Below are 17,266 nucleotides of genomic sequence, written 5' to 3' on the forward strand. Positions count from 1 at the left end.
AACCTACTGTCCCATATACGGTTTCAAGCCCTGCGTGATTTGCGCGAAAGACTTGACACCGGCACTTTTTTGTCTGTTGGCTCAGCACAGCAGGGCCGACGAAGCCTCAGCGATCAAGCCAGTTGCAGCGGCTAATTTCCCCGGGGAAACTTTCCCGACCTGTTGGTAAGCGTTAAATGGTTGCCTGCTTGAAGAACTCGTACTCGGGAATACCGCGCGACACCTTCAGCCAAAAATCCGAACGGGTCTCCTTCGTCAGCGCAGTGAGGGGCACGCCGGCGAAACGCCGGGCGGCAGCCTCCGGACTCAAACCGGCGGTGAAGCCCGCAACCCCTTGCGTGAAGTAGACGCTGCCCATCTGAACTGCAACATCCAGAATGTCACGGACTTCGCTGCCGCGAGGGTAGCGCGCGGCGCTGAGCAACGTCGAGTCGAAGATGTGGACATTGTCACCAACGCGAATGGCGGCCGAGAAGTAGGGCCAATTGGTCTCGGGGCCGTCTGCAGGCTTCTCCGTGCCATCGGCGCTGTCCGGCGATGTTGAGAAAACCGCGAACTTGAAATCGTCATGCTGGAGCAAAGCGATGGCTTGGGAACTAGCTTGGGTGGTGTTGCCTTCAAAACGGGCATAGTCAATGAAAAACATGGAAGCTCCTGAGATGGGTTGTGGAACGTTTAAACGATGAGACGACATGTGTAGCAACCTGCATCTCGCTCACGCCACACTGATAGATGCGGCGAACCAGAGTTATTCAACTCTGTGTTTATATACAGCTTAGCCTCTGACCGGGCGGCTGTCCAATCCTGACTTGAGCGCAGATGAAACTGACCCAGATGGCCTGACAGGTCCATGAAGCCCCCCTATCCTCGGAACCACTGAAGTCACCCTGCGTGACCTCTGGTGCTGTCCGCCGCCCCCACCGGGCACCCTGCGGGCGCATTGCACCCATCAACGACTGCAAAGTCACTTTTCACCTTCAGCCCTCGGGACTTCGCGCCCGTGGGGTGTGCGGTCCTGAACTCACTTTCAGGAACGACATATGAACGGCTCATTTATGGGTTTGCCCATCGGGCAGATCAACGCCCATCTCAGCGATGAGATGGTCATGCGCGTGGGTATCCCCCACCGGGGCGGCAAGCTCGCCTTCAACGCATGCACCAAGGAATATGCGGCAATGGTCTCGGCCAACGCCTTCTGGTCTCAGACCAAACAGGAATTCAGCTTCCCCGAGTACACCGACCTCAGCGAGCTCGACTTCGCCATGGACTCAGCCGGGTACGTGGCGATGCTCATGTTCAAGAAGAAGGGCAAGCAAGCTGGCATGGCCGGCATCTTCCCGTGGTCGATGTCGCAGTACGTTGAGTTCGCCACCTCTTGTGGGTCGTCCTGGTGGTCACAACCGGACCTCTGCGTCGAGCCCGAACTGGCGGGCAGCGAAGACGAAATCCAGTTCCGCATCAAGGCCACGGCCACGCTGCTGGAAGGCGCTCTGCAGACCCTCTATGCCTGGCAAAACGAGTTGGTGAAAACCTGCTCGGCCAGAACAATCGCCAACATGCTCAAACCACCGGTACCGGTGATTCAGGGCTGGGACGCTGCTCACTACGAGCAGAGCTTGGAACTGATGACACGTGTGTGGGAACGATGGGAGCCCTGGCTGGGCGCTCCCGCACTCATCGGGGTGGGCTCGGTATGCAGGCGCTCTCTCAAACACCCCACACACGGCCTGTACGCGGTCCTGGAGCGCTTGCGCCCGCTGATCCCTCAGACGTCACGCCTGCACCTGTTCGGGGTCAAAGGCGACTGCCTTGGAGAGATGGCGTCCAACAGCTGGATGGCATCTGCCGACAGCATGGCGTTTGACCTTGGCGCCCGCATCAAGGCGCACCAGCGCGGTCACTCTAACAGCATGGTTCATCGTTGCGCCGAGATGGATCGCTGGATGGGTGCCGCGCTCGCGCGGATCGCCACCGGCACTGACGCACGGATCGCCCGGCCGGTGACCATCTGAGGATTGCATCGACAGGAGAGGGGCTTGCCCCACGCCTGTCTGCCCCGTGGGGCACACCTAGAAAGAAGCGCACGCGTCGAAAGACCGTGCGCTATTTTGTTTGCGGCCACTGAAACGTCAGGCCTCTAGCTTGAGTTACATCGGCATGGTTGCCAGCTCGGCGCCTTCACTGCTCAAGCATCTCTTCAAGAATTGGCGCTGGCCCAACAGGGTCGGTCTCATCTGCGCGGTCGTCGTCATCGTCTCCCCCGTCGCCTGAGTAGTCTTGATCAAGTGGCAACAGGCACAAGCGCTCAAACATCGTCGTGTATTCATCGCTGTGCATTGGTGTTTGTTTGAACGGATAGCTGTACAGAGGCAGTGAAGGCTGGTGCTTGTGAGCATGCGAAAACACGGGCAGGGAACAAGCATTGGAGAAGTTCCAATCGCCACCGAAAAAAGCAGCTTGGAGGGCATCAACGTCCCGATACCAGACGACTTTTGAGACGTCGATGACCCCCTTCGCGCGAAGGAAGGCTGCAAAATCTCGGCCCCGCAAGCAGGCGAGTGCACAAAGGTCGGGATCGGATCTGCCATTCAGGTCGGGTTGCGTCCGTTGAGAAATGACCACCATGGCCTCGGGGGAAGACATGGCGGCAGACTCAAGTGCTGATAGCAGCGATACGCTCGAACTGGGGTGTTTCTTCCCCAGGTGCCACTCATACTGGAACTTGTCGAGGTGCTGAATGAACGAGTCGGCTGGATACCCTTCTTCCTCGAAGCCCGCAACCGACATGGCAAGAACGTCGTAGTCGTCTTCAATGTGGTAAAGGCTTGAAGGGCCTCGAAGGTAAATCGGAATGCGCGCGTTGATCTCAGGATGCACAGCGTAGTGCGGGTACCGGCCCAGGGGGCCCAAGATCACGCCAGGACAGACACGCACAGGCATGTCGACACCCGGGTACTTGGAATCGTGGGCCCACCACATTGCCTTCACATCTTCTTCGCTGAGTTCACCGCGCTCAAGGCGTTCCAAGGTGTCATTCCAGCGAAAGTACATGGGGATGCCTGACTCTGGGGCCAAGGTCGGATTGCCCGTCAGCCCCCACGCGCGCACCCACAGATCTGCTTCGAGTGGCGCAATGCCCAGACCCATGACAACGCCAGCCTGGTGGTAGTACCGACCGACACGAACGGGGAGTCCAGCCTGTTGGTCCGACAAGCTGGCTTCTCCGCTTGACCCACGATGGATGCATTCGTACCACGACGAATAGCCCAAGGCGCGAGCAGTGGCCTCCTGCGCGACAGAGAGTTTCAGATGTGGGAAGGCCTTGTAAAGCTGCTTGGCCTTGTGCCGCGGCAGGTTTTCAGACGAAAAAACAAAGGGGGAAATTGCCATGCGATTCTCCTGTGTTGCTCGTAGTGATGCTGGCTCTCACCGCGAGGAAGGATGAATCGTTGAGACTAGGATTGACTCAAGCTGTCCGGGTTCTTGTCGAGATTCTGCACGCCAGCGCAACGGCCCCTTGAGTCCGCAGCGACCCTTTGAGGCCGCTGGATTTATCGTAGCGACAAATTCCTAGAACTGCAAGATGGGGCGAATCCACGCCCCTTGATCGGCCTCAAGCAACCGATACGGGCTGAGCGAAGCGCCATGCCCTGGCCGGATTGGTTTGCACCAGGTGCGCGGCCTTCATATGATCGCGCTGACTCTGGCTTTTGCCTGTCGACTCGGCGTATGCAAAAACATCACGCTCAAGTCATTCAACTAAACCCTCGGGAACCACATTCCCTGAGGGGGTGTGGCTCCTTCGATCCATTCGGAGCATTCACACATGACAAACAAAAACGCAAAGCGCACTGGCATGGCCAGCAGCGTGGTCAGCTATCCCGACCGAGGCCCATGGGGCAACAGCAAGTGGAGAGGCAACGCCTCTGGCCATCTCTACCGCGAGCTGTTCGAACAGGTCAAACCCAAGGTGTTCGTCGATCCCATGGTGGGCGGCGGCACCAGCATCGAAGTGGCCCAAGAGATGGGGATCGAGGCGTACGGACTGGACCTGTTCGAGGGCTTCGACGCGGTCTCGGATGACATCCTCACGAAGGTGGGCAAGCACGCCGATCTGATCGTGTCACACGCCCCTTACTCGGGCATGATTAAGTATGCTGGGCCAGGTGGAATGTGGGGCGACAAGAACGACCCCGCTGACCTCAGCCAGTGCATTGACGATGCAGACTTCCACGAGAAGATGCAAATGGTCTTGCTCAATCAGCGTAGAGCAACACGACCCGGTGGCTACTACGGGACCCTCATCGGTGATTGGAGGCGGGGCGGAAAATACACCTGCTACATGGCCGAGATGTTGGCGCGCATGCCGTCAAACGAACTGGCTGCGGTCATCATCAAAACGCAGCACAACTGCGTGTCGGACTTCAAGTCCTACGGAGCAATGAAAATGCCCCGGATTCAACATGAGTATCTTTGCCTCTGGGAGAAGCGCTCCGTCTCAGCGGTCGTGCTTCTCTCCACGATCGTGAAGGAAGGACAGCAGCGCGTGAGTGGCACCTGGAAAAACATCGTGCGACTGGTGCTGCAAGCCCTTGGCGGTGTGGCACCTCTGGAAAAGCTGTACGCAGCCATCGCAGCGGCCGCACCCGAGCAGCTCAAAACCAACCAGCACTGGCGCGCCAAGGTTCGCCAGACACTGCAACTGCACGCAGACATCTTCCAGCGCAAGCAAGAGGGCGTCTGGGCTGTTGCCTGACAACGAAGATCCATTCAACCCACCGGGGCCACCTGCCCCAGTGGGGCAGGTGGCTCTGGCAACAGAGACACATCATGATCAAAACCAAAACGATCCAGGTCACCACGAACATCCTCGTCCCCATGCGGGTCGTGATGGACGTGGAAGTGCCCGACGACATCAAGAGCGAGGGCGTGACCCAGTTCGCCAAGTGGGTGCTCAACAACACCAACCTGGAAGACCTCGATGAGGTGCGGGAGCGCATCCTTGACGACGTGATCTACGAGACGGTGCCCCACAGCAAGCAGACTCGTCCGATCACCGCCTACATGGACGAAGACGACTTCCGACCGATCCCGGTCTACTCGGACTCGCTCAAGCAGGTGCACAGCACGGACTGGCCGCTGGGCAAGTCACTGGTCTACGAGGTCATCCTCGCGGGCCTGCACCCAACGCCGGCAGACACCTGGCTCTTCGAGATCCGAAACCCAAGTGGCGACATCCTTGCCCAGCGCATCGTGCATGGGCGCAAAGGCATGAACGACCTCTACGTGGACATCGTCGGCTATCGGCCTGACGAAGATGAGTTCCAGCCGGACATCCTCAAGTTGCGCGATGGCGTGCTGGAGATGTTCTACAGGTTCGTCACCAACGATCCCAACTGAAGACTGCGCGTCTGACACCCTCAATCCCCCGTGGCCACAAGCTTCGGGGGATTTTTTTGTCATCTGTTGTTGGGTCAACGCCCGGTAAGCGACCCATTGCCGCCCCCTCGAAGGGGATTTAGAGCGCTAGATTGGCATGTTGAGCCATTGACCCACGCCCTGCACCATAGGACCACACCATGTACCGCCAAATGGACTTCCGTCTGTTCGCACTCACGTTGAAGACTGTTTTTCCTGGTGCGCAACCCAATGGCACCAACGTGCGAAAACTGTTCTCGCGGTTGAACCAACAACACAACATTGGATTGCCACCTCGGTCCATCGGTCAACGCGACGTCAGCAAGCCTGAACAGTTGCGCATTGCCACATGGTTCTCTGAGGGCCGATCCTTGCGCCTTCTGGCCAGGGGCCCTGCCGCTTGCGCATTGCTCGCTCAGCACGCCACGGCTATCCAGGCTGCACTGAATGCTGAAGCAGGCTTTGAGTTGCCACTCACCGTTGAGCACGGCGATCACGGAGTGGAACCGGTACTGATTCCGCGCGCCTATGTCATTCCTCGCATGTTGATGGGCCACGCATCGCCCAACAGCACATGGGGTGCATTTGCCAATCAAGTGGACGCGGGCGCGAAGTGGATGGAGCTTGCGGGCGAACAAGTGGCGAAGAAAATTGCCGAGGGCATCGTCACACAATGCTTCGATCTGCTGGACGCTGGCGACACGGTCAAAGGGGAACATGCCAAGCTGGTGCAAGTGCACTGGGATCGAATCACGAACAAGCTAGATACGAAAGAACGCGGTGAGAAGCGACGTGCAGCGTGTGAAGAAATCCTGGAGGCGATGGACCTGCGCGTGACCGCCATTGCCAAGCACTCCACCTACCTGTCGTCTGGTCCGAAGGGCCTTTGTGTGATGCTTCGAGACATCCGCATCACCACTCCATCGATGTTCCTCGGCGAATGGATGGTGGGGCACGAGCGCGACGCTGGAATCGGGTCGATCCTAGAGGATGACCCTACCGCGTCCAACCGGAGCCACCAGCAATCCACGCGCAAGACCGCACGCGCGTCGGTTGGTTGAAAGCGAACATCTTGGGCACCGCTTTGAGTTCGGATGATCAGAGGCTGTTGGGTGAGGCTCGCAACATTCAGCAATACCTCGACGGTCTGGCGATACCGTCCCGGGGCGAGGATGGGGAGCCGTTGAGCTTGTTGGCGCGACTCAACGTGATGGCGGCGCGTGGCGTTCAGTCAAAGAAGGAACTGATCGATCCCCAAAACAGGTCTGCCATCGTGCTCGAAACGAGATTGAACGCAGCCGAGGCTCAGCTGGAAAGGCTGCGCGCGCGCACCATCAACGTTGAAGAGGTGATGCAACGCATTCCCACCGTGGCCAGGCTCTACTACACAGGCCTGGCGCCCCGACGCTACCGCCGTGCCAGCACGATGTCCGGACCGGGTGATCCGCTGGTGCACCGCAGTCATGTCGAGCGTGAGTTGCTCCGCATCTGGTCAGGATCGTAAGAAACTCGCACTGGCCCGATTCAGTGGCGCGATCGGCCGATCACCCAGACAATCTTCTTCACACGGCCATGCCATGTAGGCGTTGCGCGCAAGCGCCATCGCCCATTCCCTTCCGGTAACTCCTCCCTCCCTCTGCAGGTGGACCAACTCCGGCAGGGGTAGGTGCATCTGCGGACCCATCCTTTTCCCATAGGACTCCCCAATGCATCTTCTCCTGACACTTCCCATCACCCTGCGCAGCCTGGTCAAGCCCAAAAAGCTGGAATTCAATCCGGTGGTCATGAACGGTCCGCTGCCCAGCAAGAGCCCCGATCTCTGGCGCCGCTTCCTGAAGCCCGGCGGCAAGACCGTGGCGATTTCCGCGTCCGACAGCGCCAAGGTACGCGCCTACATGCAGGAACACAGCACCGAAGCCATCAGCGAGGATGGTTTGGTTGCTTTCACCCTGCAAGACGACGGCTTCCTGGTGGAATGCTTGCCCGACCAGCTGGTCGAAGCTGACGCCATGGCTCTGTAAGGGGCTGTGATGCAAAAAGCACGCAAAGCGATCTACCTGATGCTCCGCGAGCATGGTCTGGATTCACGCCGCGCCGGTCACAAGGCACGCCTGATCTGCACCGAACGCCTGTCCAAGCAAATCGGCGAGTTGTTTCACCACTCGACGCTCCTCGGCAGGGCCCGGTTTCTTGGCCTGCAGATGGAGGAATCGCTGGCCAAGGCCCGCAACAACCGCCGTGAAGCGCTCCGCTTCGCTCGCTATGCCCACGATGGCCTCACTCCACATCCCAGGCAGTTCCCGCAACTGCGCGAAGGGGTCGACGGGCGTCAGGTCGCCGCAGGGTTTGGCGATCTGGCGCGCAACTACGGCGCCTGGGCGCGCGTTCATCTGATGTTCGCCCACCGCTGCAGTCGCAACCTCAACGACCTGAAAAGCCGCAACGGCCTTCGCGTCATTCCTTGAACCAAGTGCAGAGGCCGCCTCCTTGAGAGGCGCTCTGCTCATCCATGAGATTCATTTCATGAACACCACAGTTACCACCCATCCCAACGCCCGCCGCCTGATCGTGGACTTCCAGCCCCAGGAGTGGATTCGCGACATGGCCATCCCTTGCGGGGCGGTCGAACGCGTTGACGCCACGGACTACCTGCACACGCTCAACCTGCTGGAAATCCACAGCCTGCGCGACCGCCCTGGCAGCAACGACGATTTCGTCGACGCTGTCGAGCGTGGCCACTACGGTCCTTTCGAGGTCCGCGCCACTGACGCAGTGCTTGAGTACTTCGGCGTCGAGATCCTGAGCGACATCACCCAGCAGATGTTGGACGATGCCAAGGCAGGCAAGCCGCTTTTCGTGGACTTCCCAGCCCTCGAAGAAGCCACCGCGCCACGGAAGGCAGCGGTCGAACTCCTCGATGCAGGCTACGCAGCTGGTGATCCCAGCTTGCAAGACTGGATCGTGATGTACGGGTTTGCCGACGGCGCGATGTACTTCAGCTGCAGGGCCGAAGACATCCACCACGCGATCGAACAGTGCTCGGATGCCAATCCTGACATGAAGATCTTCTCGGCCTTCGAGCTGCCCCAGGGCACTGGAGCCACCGAGAACCTCAACGAGTTGACCTCGGGGCCCATGTCCGGTGCGTCGCACTCCTTGCTGACGATGATCGATCTGATGAGCCTGAACTCACCGACGATGCATGCCGCCTGAGCGGTGTTGTCCTCTGGGACTCAAAGCAACTTTGCAAAGCCCGCGCGCCACATTGGTTCGCGGGCTTTTCTCATTGGTTTGTCGTGGTCTCGAAAATTGAGAAAATTGCCACAGACAGTGAGAATGCCTACGCGAGGAATGATTCCCAGTGCCCTCCAGCCCACTGGCGCCCCCCATGAAGGCCCAGTTCGCGCATGCTGCCACGGCACATCCATTCTCAGAACATCTGGCAAATTCTCACGGGCCTGACAAGATTCTCAACATGCGTGCCACCAACTCTCTGTGGCAACGCCCGCAAGAGTCGCAAGCGTGTCCAACGTCTTTCAAGCCGCGGGCGTCAGAAGGTGGGTAGGAGAGCAGACGACGATCTGGCGGGCGCCGCGCGTGAGTGCCACGTAGAGATGCTGCGCGTTCATGCTCTGGGGCTCCAGGACGACCACAACCTCAGCCTCCAGCCCCTTGAGCAGCAGGGTGCTGCCGACAGCGCGCCGCGACAGTGGCCTGCACAGCAAGCGCTGCCGTTCGCGCGCCTTCAAGGCCGCCGCATGCAGCGTGCAGGCACCGCCGGCAGCCGCCTGCAGGGCAGTAAGGCAACATCGAAGCACTTCGGGGCGGTAGATGTGCGCACCCGACTGGCGACTGAAAGCATGCAGTAGGCGAGCTGCCGCTTCCAAGCCGGGGGCATTGGCGAAGGCCACCGCCAGCGCTTCAATCGGTGTGGCCGGATTGCGGGGACGGCCCTCGCGCAGGATGCGCACACGGCCCAACAACGCCGCCGCGCCCACCCCGGTCATGATGGTCGCCGCAAACTCCACCAAGAGGACCAACGAATTGGGGCCAACAGGCTCGAAGGCCTTGGCGAACTGCACCAGCTCCACAAGGTCCACCCGCTCCACGACAGTGGCCCCGGGCGTCTGGCTGGTCAGCTGGTGCCGGCCACGGACGTTCAATGCGTCCCCAATGATCAGCACGCTGTCCTGGGCGTTGCGTCCCCGCGTTCTGGCCGCCTGTCTGCGCTGCTCATCAGCCGTGGCGGCCTGCAGCTGCACCCATTGAACCTCGGCAGGCGCGGCCAGCAAGTCAATGGGCTGGCCATCCTGAAGCAGCGCCCTCGCGCGAAGCAGCCATTGGCCGAGGTCTTCAGTACCGGCGCGCCTCCAACGCCATGGAGTCTGCAGTGATCCAACCGCAGGAAACTGGGTCTCGACATCAGTTGACCAATCCACCAGCCGGTTCGCCCCGAATCCAAAGATGGCCTGCATGGGGTCTCCGAGCACGCACGTGGGCAGGACCACGGCTGCCCAGGCCACGATGCGGTGTTGCACCGCATTGCAGTCCTGGTACTCGTCCACCAACAATCGCGCATAGGTCGCACGCAGCGCGTCGGTGATGTGGCCAGCTTGCAGCAGGGTCGCCGCGGCTTCTCGGATCGCCGGATAGTCCTGTGCAGCGTTGTTGAGTTCGAGCACGTGGGCGGGCAGACCACTGCGAAGCGGAAACTTGCCCACCAGCCGCATGGCAAAGCCGTCAATTGTCGAGAGTCGGTAAGCCGAACTGGGGATGGCAGCGCGTGTCAGGCGCGCGCGCAACGCAGCGACCCCCGCGTTGGTGTGTGTGAGGACCAGGATGGGCTTGGAGCCTTTGTGCGCGGCCAGCGTGTCCGCGATCAGTTGTGTCTTGCCGCAGCCCGCAGGCGCCGTCACCGAGCCGCGCGCCACCGCCAGGAGATCGAGTTCAGGCGGCATGCATCCAGGCCCACAGGCTGTTCAGAAGGGTGAGAAATCCAGCTTCGCTGGTCTGGGCGTGCGGTCCGACGATGGTGCGGCCGATGTGCTGGTAGGCGGACACGTTCTTGAACCAGCCGTTCCTGCTGACACGGGCAGCGCGGCCCAAAAGTTCGCGCGTCGGCACGAGGTAGGCGCCCATGGCGGCCCGTTCTGTTTCAATCGATTCCAGGGTTCGCTTTCCCTCGGACTTCGACTTGATGTGTTCTTCCACCACCTCGCGCCCCATGCGTTCGATGGCGTACATCACGAGGGTGTCCACAGCCGCGACTGGCAGGCTCATGAACAACTCGTCCTCCAGTGCGCGACCGGTGCGCCAGGTGAGGAGGTCGCCACCCGCAGCAGTCAGCTTTGCCACAAGTGCGGGCGACGGGGGCTTGTCCGCATCAATGAGCACCATCACACGGTAGCCCAGACCTCGCAGAACAAGCCCGCGCTCAAGACAGAGGTCCGCTGTGCTGCCGCCGGCGTTCACATAAGCGCCGCCAAGCGCAAAAAACGATGGGTGTTTGAGTTCGACACCGTACTGGTCCAGCCCACGGGCCAGGCCGACCTCGCTGGCTCCCTCGCAGACGAGAATGGACTTTGCGAGGAACGCCTCTGGATCGTTTCGAAGGGTGCTCTGGACATCAGCGGCGGTTCCCGCACTCAGGATCTCGTGCCGAGCGCCCTGTCCCCGGACGATGAACAATTGATGACCCGACAACTCGCGCAGTGCCACGGGTGAATGCGTGGTCATGAAGACCTGCAGCGGGATGACCGGATCTTTCGCGCCCAGAGAGTCCAGAAGGCGTTTGAGGCGATGGGGCTCCAGCCCGTATTCGACTTCATCGACCAAGGCGATGGTCGCTGCCTGCGCGGCTTGGCGCTGCAGCCCTGCCACGAGCAGCCGTGAAGAGCCAGTGCCCAGCGATCTCAGCGGTATGCCGGCCGCGTTGTGAAGCGCTATGGCACCGTCACCGATCGACACGACGTGCGCGTCCAGCAGGGCTTGAGCCTGGCCAACAGGAACGCCCAGATCAGCGGCGGTGTTCGTGACAACTCGCAGGGCATCGGCGAGTTGGGCGCCCGCCTGGTTGCCGAATCCAGTTCGAGCGTCGCGCGCAGCGCTGGCCAGCTCCGCCCCCAATTCAGGCCGCTCCTCTGTGAGGCGGTTGAGAACTGAAGAGCGACTCCAGGAGAGGTGCATGCTCGCGTAGCTGCCGATTCGTGCGGGTGCCAGTGATCCACGGTGCTTCCAGGAGAGCCCGCGCTCAATGCGTTGTTCGACGGCACGTTCAGAATACAAAAGCCATGTGGGCTCAAGATCTGATGCCACCTCCATCCGCAGAGTCAGCACCGTCTCGATGTCTGCGCGCGGCTCGGGCTCTATCTGCCCAGTTGCTGCGTCATACCCACGCAGGAAATCGCTGTAGGCGTCCAGGCTCAGAAGCTCGTCGGGCAAGCCCCCCAATGTCACCGCGATGACGATGGGAGCCGTGACGTTCAGGCCAAAGAAATCCGTGTCGGAGATCCCTGCGCTTCGCCTTGCACCCAGACACAGATCAATGGCGTCAAGGATGCTGGATTTGCCGCTGTCGCCGGGCCCGATCAAGCAGTTGATGCCGGCACTGGGTGCCCAGTCAAGCGTTTTGATCGAACGGAAATTCCGAATTTCTAACCGACGGATATAGGCCACATTTCCTCCCCAGGTGAAGCGCTATTCGAATGCATCGCTGAAACCCGAGCCTAACCGACGAAGCTGCGACCCAAGGCAAAGCAATGGGCCTTCAAATTCCGATAGTAAACATCGTTTACGATCAAAGTCCTGACCAATAGCTGAATGGACGAATCGCGATGACAAGTTTTGCCGATACCTGGAAGAAGGAAGTTGCCAGAGTTGCGAAGAAGGAAATGCGAAATGAGATCGTCTCGCTACGCAAGGCAGTTGCGGCTCATCGCACCGAACTCGCCGCCGTCAAGCGCCAGCTGCATGACCTTCAGGTCGGCTTGCGCACGGCAAAACGGGCGGTTGCAAAAGCTGCCCCCGCGCTTGAGCCGCAGATGAAGACAGCCCGCGAAAAGAAGGTCAATTTGTTCGACGCCAAGGAATTCGCAGCCACCCGCCAGCGTCTGGGTCTCACGCAGGCTGAGATGGCAACCGTACTGGGTTCGTCCTCTCTGTCGGTGTACAAGTGGGAAAAGGGCAACGTCACCCCGCGCGCCAAGCAACTTGAGACCATCGCCCGCGTATCGAAGATGAGCAAATTGGCGGCGAAAAGGGCATTGGAAGCCGCCTCCTGAGGGTGCCCTCGGCAGCCGGTGATAAACCGCACCGGGCGTCCGTGATGGATTCCCACCTCCTTTGCGGCAACAAGCCCAAAGGGGGCTGTTGAGCACCACTGAGGCCCTGCAGCCAGCGGCAAACTGCAGTGCATGACAAAGACCGCAACCCCTTCTAAAAAAGCCGCCGCCGCCCTCGTGCTGCCCCAATTCGGAATGGCGCGCTTCGCCACTGCCCGAAGCAACGTGGCGCACATCGCGCCCTACGCAATCGCCCTGCGACCAGATCAGTACGGGCTTGATGGGGGACAGCTGATGGCTGTGTTGTCAACGGCTGATCTGCAGGAACTCATTGCACAGTGGCGTCAGGGTCAAGCGGTTGGGCGCACCTGGCAGGCCATCGACAACCTGCTGCGATCTGGCTCCATCGATTTGGCTGCAGCATGCGAGGCTCACCGTGAGGCCATGCAGGTGTGGGAGCGCGACTGGCAGGACATGCTGGAATACGCCAGCGTCACGGTCGACCGCATGCCCACGCCGGACAAGGAGCGCATGCTCGAAGAGTTGCGCGCTGACTCGGTGTGCCCACCCTCGGTACGGATCAACAAGTGGGCGCACGAATTCACGACCACGTCGCGCAAAGAGGTTCGTCGAGGCTACAAGGCGAACTGGGACACGGAGGTGCTGGCGAGCGTCCTGGGCCTGCAGCTTGAGCTGGAGCTGGGATCGCGCTGCGAGCGGATCCAGAAGCGCCTGGACAAGGGCGACTTCGGTCATCAGGCGGCCACCGCCCCGTCCACCACCTCAAGCGCCGAATCGGAAATGATGACCGCCTGAAGGCCAAACGCCACGTTGCGGCGCCGCTGCAGCGCCAAAAACAAAATGCCTCCGAGCGGTCATGCAGGAGGCATTTTTCGTTGTGCCCACGAAGGGGCGGACCTTCAAGCGCTCAAGGCTGCGCGTTGGGCGCCGCGGCTTCGGAACTCAGTCGCTTGTTCGAGTCAAAAAAGGCCTGTGCAGCTGCATCGCTGTCGTGTGCGAACTGCGACACGATGCAGCGGGTGAGTTTGATCAGCATGCTCGTCTGCAGCGACAGGTTGGCGGCTTCTTGCAGGCTCATGCCCACAGCCTTGATGTCGCCATCCTCATCCATCGCCTTGTTGATGTTGCCGATCATGTCCAGCACTTCCTGGGTGTTGATCATCATGGCGGCCGGTTCGTAGTTCGGAGCGCTCACCAGCACATCGCCGTTCGGATAGGTCTTCAGGAGCCAGCCATGGTAGAACGCGTCGCCCACGCGCCTGGGCACCGGTGCCGTCGCTGCTAACCGCTCACGCAAGGCCTGCACCTCGCCCGGGAGCATCAAGATCGACCCGTCATCCAGTGCTGGCAACGCCAGGATGTCTTCGATGACCTCCCGGTCCGTCTTGAGGGAAGCACGCTGTTCAGGAGTGAGTTCGTCGGTGGGCATGGTGTACGGCATGTGGTTCGGTGGATTGAGCGAAGCCCTGCAAGGGCCAACGGTGAGTGCCAGGATTTGCTCTGCAGCCCCGGGCGGGACGCCCGTCCATGGCCAATGTAGGGCTCCAGGCTCCGCGCGCCTGCGTGCTATCGAGCCCCTTTGCGCACGTTGCCGCTGCTCATCCCTTCACCGAGGGAAAGACGAGCTTGAAAAAGTTGCTTTTTCGAGGGGTGAGGCCTTGACGAAAGCAACTTCGCGCGTAGCTTGGTCTGCATGCAACTCGAACTCTTCCATGGCGTCCTGAAAACCTACCTGGACACGCCCAACCTGAGCAACGCGGCCCTGTACGAGCAGCTGGTCGACGGCGGTCTGCTCATCCGCCACGAACTCACCGAGCGCGCGCCCATCGGACGAAGCGCGCAGCACCATAGCCCGGCCAAGCGCAGAGTTCGATGGATACAGCAGACGCTCCGGTCTATGGGGCTTCTGGAGCGCATGCCGGAGCACCGGGGCGTCTGGAAGGCCACGACAAAGGCAAAGACCGAACTCACACCAGCCGCGCCCAAGGTGGTGATGCTGGGCTTCAGCACCGAGTGGGGCATTGGACTGTGGGGCAATGCCGAAGATGTGTTCGCGCGCATCGATGAGCCCATCTCGCTGGCCATCTCATCACCTCCCTACCCACTGAATCAGCCTCGTGCGTATGGTGGACCCACCGCAGATCAATACTCAGACTGGATCTGCAAGCTGCTGGAACCGATTGTGAAGAACCTGGTGCCGGGTGGCGTCGTAGCGCTCAACGTGAGCAACGACATCTTCGTGCAGGGTTCGCCAGAGCGCAGCACCTACAGGGAGGAAATGGTCATTGCCCTGAACAAGCGATTGGGTCTGAAGCTCATGGACCAAATCATTTGGCACAACAAAAACAAGCCTCCAGGCCCGGTGGCGTGGGCATCAAAAGAGCGCATGCAACTCGGCGTCGCATGGGAGCCTGTGTATTGGTTTTGCAACGAACCACGCCTGTGCATCGCGGATAACCGCCGCGTGCTGCAGCCGCACACCGAAGCCCACAAGAAGCTGCTCGCACGTGGTGGTGAATCGCGCACGGCTTCCAACGCCGACGGCGCGTACCGCATCAAGCCCGGCAGCTACGGCAAACAGACCGATGGCCGCATCCTGCGCAACCTGATTGATGTCTCCCACAACTGCCCTTCGCAGCGCGACTTGCGCAAGGTGACGGATGAACTGGGCCTGCCTCGCCACGGCGCGGTGATGCCGCTGAAGCTGGCGCAGATGCTCGTGGAATTTTTCTGCCCACCAGGCGGCCTGATCGCCATTCCCTGCGCTGGCACCTTCACGCTCCCGTTGGCGGCCGAACTCAGCCAGCGGCGCTGGGTGGGCACCGACAAGCACCTCGAATACGTCCACGTCGGCTCACACCGCTTCCCCGACCGTGTCATGACCGCCTGAGGCGGTTGCAGGGCGTCAGAAAGCAAATTTCTCCACACAAGGAACACCCCATGGCCATCGACCACCCCCCTCGCCGAAGCCAAACCGTCGACGTCAAACCCAAAGACAGCTACGGCTGGTGGGAGATGACGGTGCACTCCAAGGACACCTGTGACGAACTCGCCAGCATCACGCGCATCAAGTCCCGGGACGGTGCTGCCTTTGTGGATCTCTCGATTGAGGAATACACAGGCTTGAGCCGCCGAGCGAAGTACACCAGCGTGCGCCTGGACGAAGAGGCCGCGCGCGAGTTGCACGCGATCCTGAGTGCGAAGTTCGCAAAGCCAGCCTGATTGGCGTTTTCCACTCAGCGCAGCGGTTGCTCAGCGCTTCCACACGCCGCGCTTGCTTTTTGGGTTTGAAAGGACCTTGACCGTATCCTTGCCATTTTTTGCAAGTGCTTCCGGGCCCGCGACGACGAAGTCATCACGAGGGTAGGCATACATAAACTCGTATAAAAACGAGGTTCGCATCTCCTTCACCTTCATCGCTGTCAAGGCATCCAGATTGATGCCGGACATGAGGGCCTGAGTGAATTGCTGGGCAAACAGGTACGCAGTCCCCAGCCCCATCATGAAGTCGATCGTATGAGCGTAGTGAACGTTGAGCGTTCCCCAGTAACGTGCGAACCCAAGGATGCTCGTTGCTCGGTCTTTGTCCCAAGGGTGGCTCTCGATGGAGTCGGCAACCTCCGCCTGATGTGGAACGTTTACCCGCCACCACTGCGCCAGACGCTGCGGCAACGTCGACATGAACTCCTGAGTCGCAATTTGACCATCGGCATCCTCAACGGAAAACGATGGTCTGCGTTCGCTGTGGGTCGGAGACTGCTCGAAGACAAACCATTGACAGCGCAGCTTGTCTAGCCGATTGAGGGCATTCTGCATTCGCACAAGCGAATGGAGTTCTGAACTGCGTACATATGTTTCGAACTCTGAACCGGTTGTGCCTTTGAATCTGTTGTCCTCAGGCGCCTCGTAGTCATTTTCGGGATCGAGCCCCATGACTTCATACACGATGACTGCCGTCTGTGCGTCTTCGCGGGCGATTGAATCCTCCACATCCATTTCGTTGTCGAAAGGTGCGCCTGGAGACTGGGCACTGCAGGCCTTCTGAAGTCCATGCCAATCTTGATGCCCATAGACATGAGATGTGGCCGTCTGACACTGTGCAAGCGTTAGGCGCGGGCTCAGCTTTTGGAGTTCTTTGGCAAAGCGCTTTGGACGCTCCATGTTCGTTGGAACCACGCAGCCGATAGCCGCGAGATAAGACGCGAGAGCGGGGTACATACCGATTCCTTGTAGGTTGAGCACAGCTATCCCGCTTCACCGTGCAAACCAAAAGGATGGTGGGGCACAAGGTGCTTTCACTGCTGACGTCCGATGCTTGGGGCTTCACCACGCGGGAGGTGCGGAGTCGGTACACCGCGCGGGAATTCTGCCCGATGAACGCCGTTTTTGGCAAGCTACCTGACGCTGAAAAACAGAACTTAGCTACAGGACTTACTCGTGTCACTGTCTGCTGCCGTGCTCTCCTGGTGGATGCGTCCGCCGCCGAGCAAGGTCCCAACGTTGCACACCACAACGCGCGCCACTGTGCGCCAGCCCTCAGACGCGTA

At 60.2% G+C, this 17,266-nt stretch carries 18 protein-coding genes; 12 read left to right on the forward strand and 6 right to left on the reverse strand.

The features are described from left to right. Positions 1-172 precede the first annotated feature (172 nt). Positions 173-646: a hypothetical protein gene (locus F9Z44_RS21790; RefSeq protein WP_159609009.1), complete on the reverse strand. Its 474-nt coding sequence runs from the start codon at positions 644-646 to the stop codon at positions 173-175. 394 nt (positions 647-1,040) lie between these two features. On the opposite strand from F9Z44_RS21790, the gene F9Z44_RS21795 reads away from it, so the two are divergent. Continuing rightward, entirely contained in the window at positions 1,041-2,012 is a 972-nt protein-coding gene (locus F9Z44_RS21795) for a deazapurine DNA modification protein DpdA family protein (RefSeq protein ID WP_236574422.1), read from the forward strand. Positions 2,013-2,178: 166 nt separating this feature from the next. Here the strand turns inward: F9Z44_RS21795 and F9Z44_RS21800 are convergent, their stop codons facing one another. Continuing rightward, complete coding sequence (locus F9Z44_RS21800) at positions 2,179-3,390, reverse strand: hypothetical protein (RefSeq protein WP_159609010.1); 1,212 nt, start codon at positions 3,388-3,390, stop codon at positions 2,179-2,181. A gap of 436 nt (positions 3,391-3,826) precedes the next feature. Here F9Z44_RS21800 and F9Z44_RS21805 point away from each other — a divergent pair, with 436 nt between their 5' ends. The 7 genes from F9Z44_RS21805 to F9Z44_RS21835 all read left to right on the forward strand — a co-directional run bounded on the left by F9Z44_RS21805 (position 3,827) and on the right by F9Z44_RS21835 (position 8,631). After that, entirely contained in the window at positions 3,827-4,756 is a 930-nt protein-coding gene (locus F9Z44_RS21805) for a hypothetical protein (RefSeq protein ID WP_236574423.1), read from the forward strand. A gap of 74 nt (positions 4,757-4,830) precedes the next feature. Continuing rightward, the gene (locus F9Z44_RS21810; RefSeq protein ID WP_159609011.1) at positions 4,831-5,400 is read left to right on the forward strand and encodes a hypothetical protein; all 570 of its coding nucleotides are present in this window, start codon (positions 4,831-4,833) and stop codon (positions 5,398-5,400) included. Positions 5,401-5,579: 179 nt separating this feature from the next. Then, positions 5,580-6,479 (forward strand): hypothetical protein, encoded by a 900-nt coding sequence (locus F9Z44_RS21815; RefSeq protein ID WP_159609012.1) that lies wholly within the window; start codon positions 5,580-5,582, stop codon positions 6,477-6,479. Then, positions 6,476-6,922 carry a hypothetical protein gene (locus F9Z44_RS21820; protein ID WP_238407298.1) on the forward strand — a complete coding sequence of 149 codons (447 nt, stop codon included), beginning with the start codon at positions 6,476-6,478 and terminating at the stop codon, positions 6,920-6,922. Before F9Z44_RS21815 ends, F9Z44_RS21820 begins: the two co-directional genes overlap by 4 nt. Positions 6,923-7,124: 202 nt before the next feature. Continuing rightward, the gene (locus tag F9Z44_RS21825) at positions 7,125-7,439 is read left to right on the forward strand and encodes a hypothetical protein (RefSeq protein ID WP_159609014.1); all 315 of its coding nucleotides are present in this window, start codon (positions 7,125-7,127) and stop codon (positions 7,437-7,439) included. Positions 7,440-7,448: 9 nt separating this feature from the next. Further along, a complete protein-coding gene (locus tag F9Z44_RS21830) occupies positions 7,449-7,883 on the forward strand; it encodes a hypothetical protein (protein ID WP_159609015.1) in 435 nt (144 codons plus the stop codon). 58 nt (positions 7,884-7,941) lie between these two features. Then, positions 7,942-8,631, forward strand: a complete 690-nt coding sequence (locus F9Z44_RS21835; RefSeq protein ID WP_159609016.1) for a hypothetical protein — start codon at positions 7,942-7,944, stop codon at positions 8,629-8,631. Positions 8,632-8,954: 323 nt separating this feature from the next. On the opposite strand, the gene F9Z44_RS21840 is transcribed toward F9Z44_RS21835, so the two are convergent. Both F9Z44_RS21840 and F9Z44_RS21845 read right to left on the reverse strand, forming a co-directional pair. After that, a complete protein-coding gene (locus F9Z44_RS21840) occupies positions 8,955-10,376 on the reverse strand; it encodes a UvrD-helicase domain-containing protein (protein ID WP_159609017.1) in 1,422 nt (473 codons plus the stop codon). Next, positions 10,366-12,093, reverse strand: a complete 1,728-nt coding sequence (locus F9Z44_RS21845; protein WP_159609018.1) for an ATP-dependent nuclease — start codon at positions 12,091-12,093, stop codon at positions 10,366-10,368. Before F9Z44_RS21845 ends, F9Z44_RS21840 begins: the two co-directional genes overlap by 11 nt. A gap of 158 nt (positions 12,094-12,251) precedes the next feature. On the opposite strand from F9Z44_RS21845, the gene F9Z44_RS21850 reads away from it, so the two are divergent. Then, entirely contained in the window at positions 12,252-12,698 is a 447-nt protein-coding gene (locus F9Z44_RS21850) for a helix-turn-helix domain-containing protein (protein WP_159609019.1), read from the forward strand. Positions 12,699-12,830: 132 nt separating this feature from the next. Continuing rightward, positions 12,831-13,514 carry a hypothetical protein gene (locus tag F9Z44_RS21855; RefSeq protein WP_159609020.1) on the forward strand — a complete coding sequence of 228 codons (684 nt, stop codon included), beginning with the start codon at positions 12,831-12,833 and terminating at the stop codon, positions 13,512-13,514. A 112-nt stretch (positions 13,515-13,626) separates the two neighbouring features. Here F9Z44_RS21855 and F9Z44_RS21860 read toward each other — a convergent pair whose 3' ends face one another. Beyond that, the gene (locus tag F9Z44_RS21860) at positions 13,627-14,160 is read right to left on the reverse strand and encodes a hypothetical protein (protein ID WP_159609021.1); all 534 of its coding nucleotides are present in this window, start codon (positions 14,158-14,160) and stop codon (positions 13,627-13,629) included. Between the two features lie 252 nt (positions 14,161-14,412). On the opposite strand from F9Z44_RS21860, the gene F9Z44_RS21865 reads away from it, so the two are divergent. Continuing rightward, positions 14,413-15,609, forward strand: a complete 1,197-nt coding sequence (locus tag F9Z44_RS21865) for a site-specific DNA-methyltransferase (RefSeq protein ID WP_159609022.1) — start codon at positions 14,413-14,415, stop codon at positions 15,607-15,609. A 50-nt stretch (positions 15,610-15,659) separates the two neighbouring features. Further along, positions 15,660-15,941, forward strand: coding sequence for a hypothetical protein (locus F9Z44_RS21875; RefSeq protein WP_162147765.1), 282 nt, complete (start codon positions 15,660-15,662; stop codon positions 15,939-15,941). A 30-nt stretch (positions 15,942-15,971) separates the two neighbouring features. Here the strand turns inward: F9Z44_RS21875 and F9Z44_RS21880 are convergent, their stop codons facing one another. Next, a complete protein-coding gene (locus F9Z44_RS21880; RefSeq protein WP_159609025.1) occupies positions 15,972-16,937 on the reverse strand; it encodes a hypothetical protein in 966 nt (321 codons plus the stop codon). Between the last annotated feature and the right edge of the window lie 329 nt (positions 16,938-17,266).

This window comes from Hydrogenophaga sp. PBL-H3, from assembly GCF_010104355.1.
Lineage (GTDB): Bacteria > Pseudomonadota > Gammaproteobacteria > Burkholderiales > Burkholderiaceae_C > Hydrogenophaga.

Excerpts from the sequence above, each read along its gene's own strand:
- F9Z44_RS21790 (WP_159609009.1), bottom strand. The coding sequence starts at position 646 with ATGTTTTTCATTGACTATGCCCGTTTTGAAGGCAACACCACCCAAGCT.
- F9Z44_RS21795 (WP_236574422.1), top strand. The coding sequence starts at position 1,041 with ATGAACGGCTCATTTATGGGTTTGCCCATCGGGCAGATCAACGCCCAT.
- F9Z44_RS21800 (WP_159609010.1), bottom strand. The coding sequence starts at position 3,390 with ATGGCAATTTCCCCCTTTGTTTTTTCGTCTGAAAACCTGCCGCGGCAC.
- F9Z44_RS21805 (WP_236574423.1), top strand. The coding sequence starts at position 3,827 with ATGACAAACAAAAACGCAAAGCGCACTGGCATGGCCAGCAGCGTGGTC.
- F9Z44_RS21810 (WP_159609011.1), top strand. The coding sequence starts at position 4,831 with ATGATCAAAACCAAAACGATCCAGGTCACCACGAACATCCTCGTCCCC.
- F9Z44_RS21815 (WP_159609012.1), top strand. The coding sequence starts at position 5,580 with ATGTACCGCCAAATGGACTTCCGTCTGTTCGCACTCACGTTGAAGACT.
- F9Z44_RS21825 (WP_159609014.1), top strand. The coding sequence starts at position 7,125 with ATGCATCTTCTCCTGACACTTCCCATCACCCTGCGCAGCCTGGTCAAG.
- F9Z44_RS21830 (WP_159609015.1), top strand. The coding sequence starts at position 7,449 with ATGCAAAAAGCACGCAAAGCGATCTACCTGATGCTCCGCGAGCATGGT.
- F9Z44_RS21835 (WP_159609016.1), top strand. The coding sequence starts at position 7,942 with ATGAACACCACAGTTACCACCCATCCCAACGCCCGCCGCCTGATCGTG.
- F9Z44_RS21840 (WP_159609017.1), bottom strand. The coding sequence starts at position 10,376 with ATGCCGCCTGAACTCGATCTCCTGGCGGTGGCGCGCGGCTCGGTGACG.
- F9Z44_RS21850 (WP_159609019.1), top strand. The coding sequence starts at position 12,252 with ATGACAAGTTTTGCCGATACCTGGAAGAAGGAAGTTGCCAGAGTTGCG.
- F9Z44_RS21855 (WP_159609020.1), top strand. The coding sequence starts at position 12,831 with ATGACAAAGACCGCAACCCCTTCTAAAAAAGCCGCCGCCGCCCTCGTG.
- F9Z44_RS21860 (WP_159609021.1), bottom strand. The coding sequence starts at position 14,160 with ATGCCGTACACCATGCCCACCGACGAACTCACTCCTGAACAGCGTGCT.
- F9Z44_RS21865 (WP_159609022.1), top strand. The coding sequence starts at position 14,413 with ATGCAACTCGAACTCTTCCATGGCGTCCTGAAAACCTACCTGGACACG.
- F9Z44_RS21875 (WP_162147765.1), top strand. The coding sequence starts at position 15,660 with ATGGCCATCGACCACCCCCCTCGCCGAAGCCAAACCGTCGACGTCAAA.
- F9Z44_RS21880 (WP_159609025.1), bottom strand. The coding sequence starts at position 16,937 with ATGTACCCCGCTCTCGCGTCTTATCTCGCGGCTATCGGCTGCGTGGTT.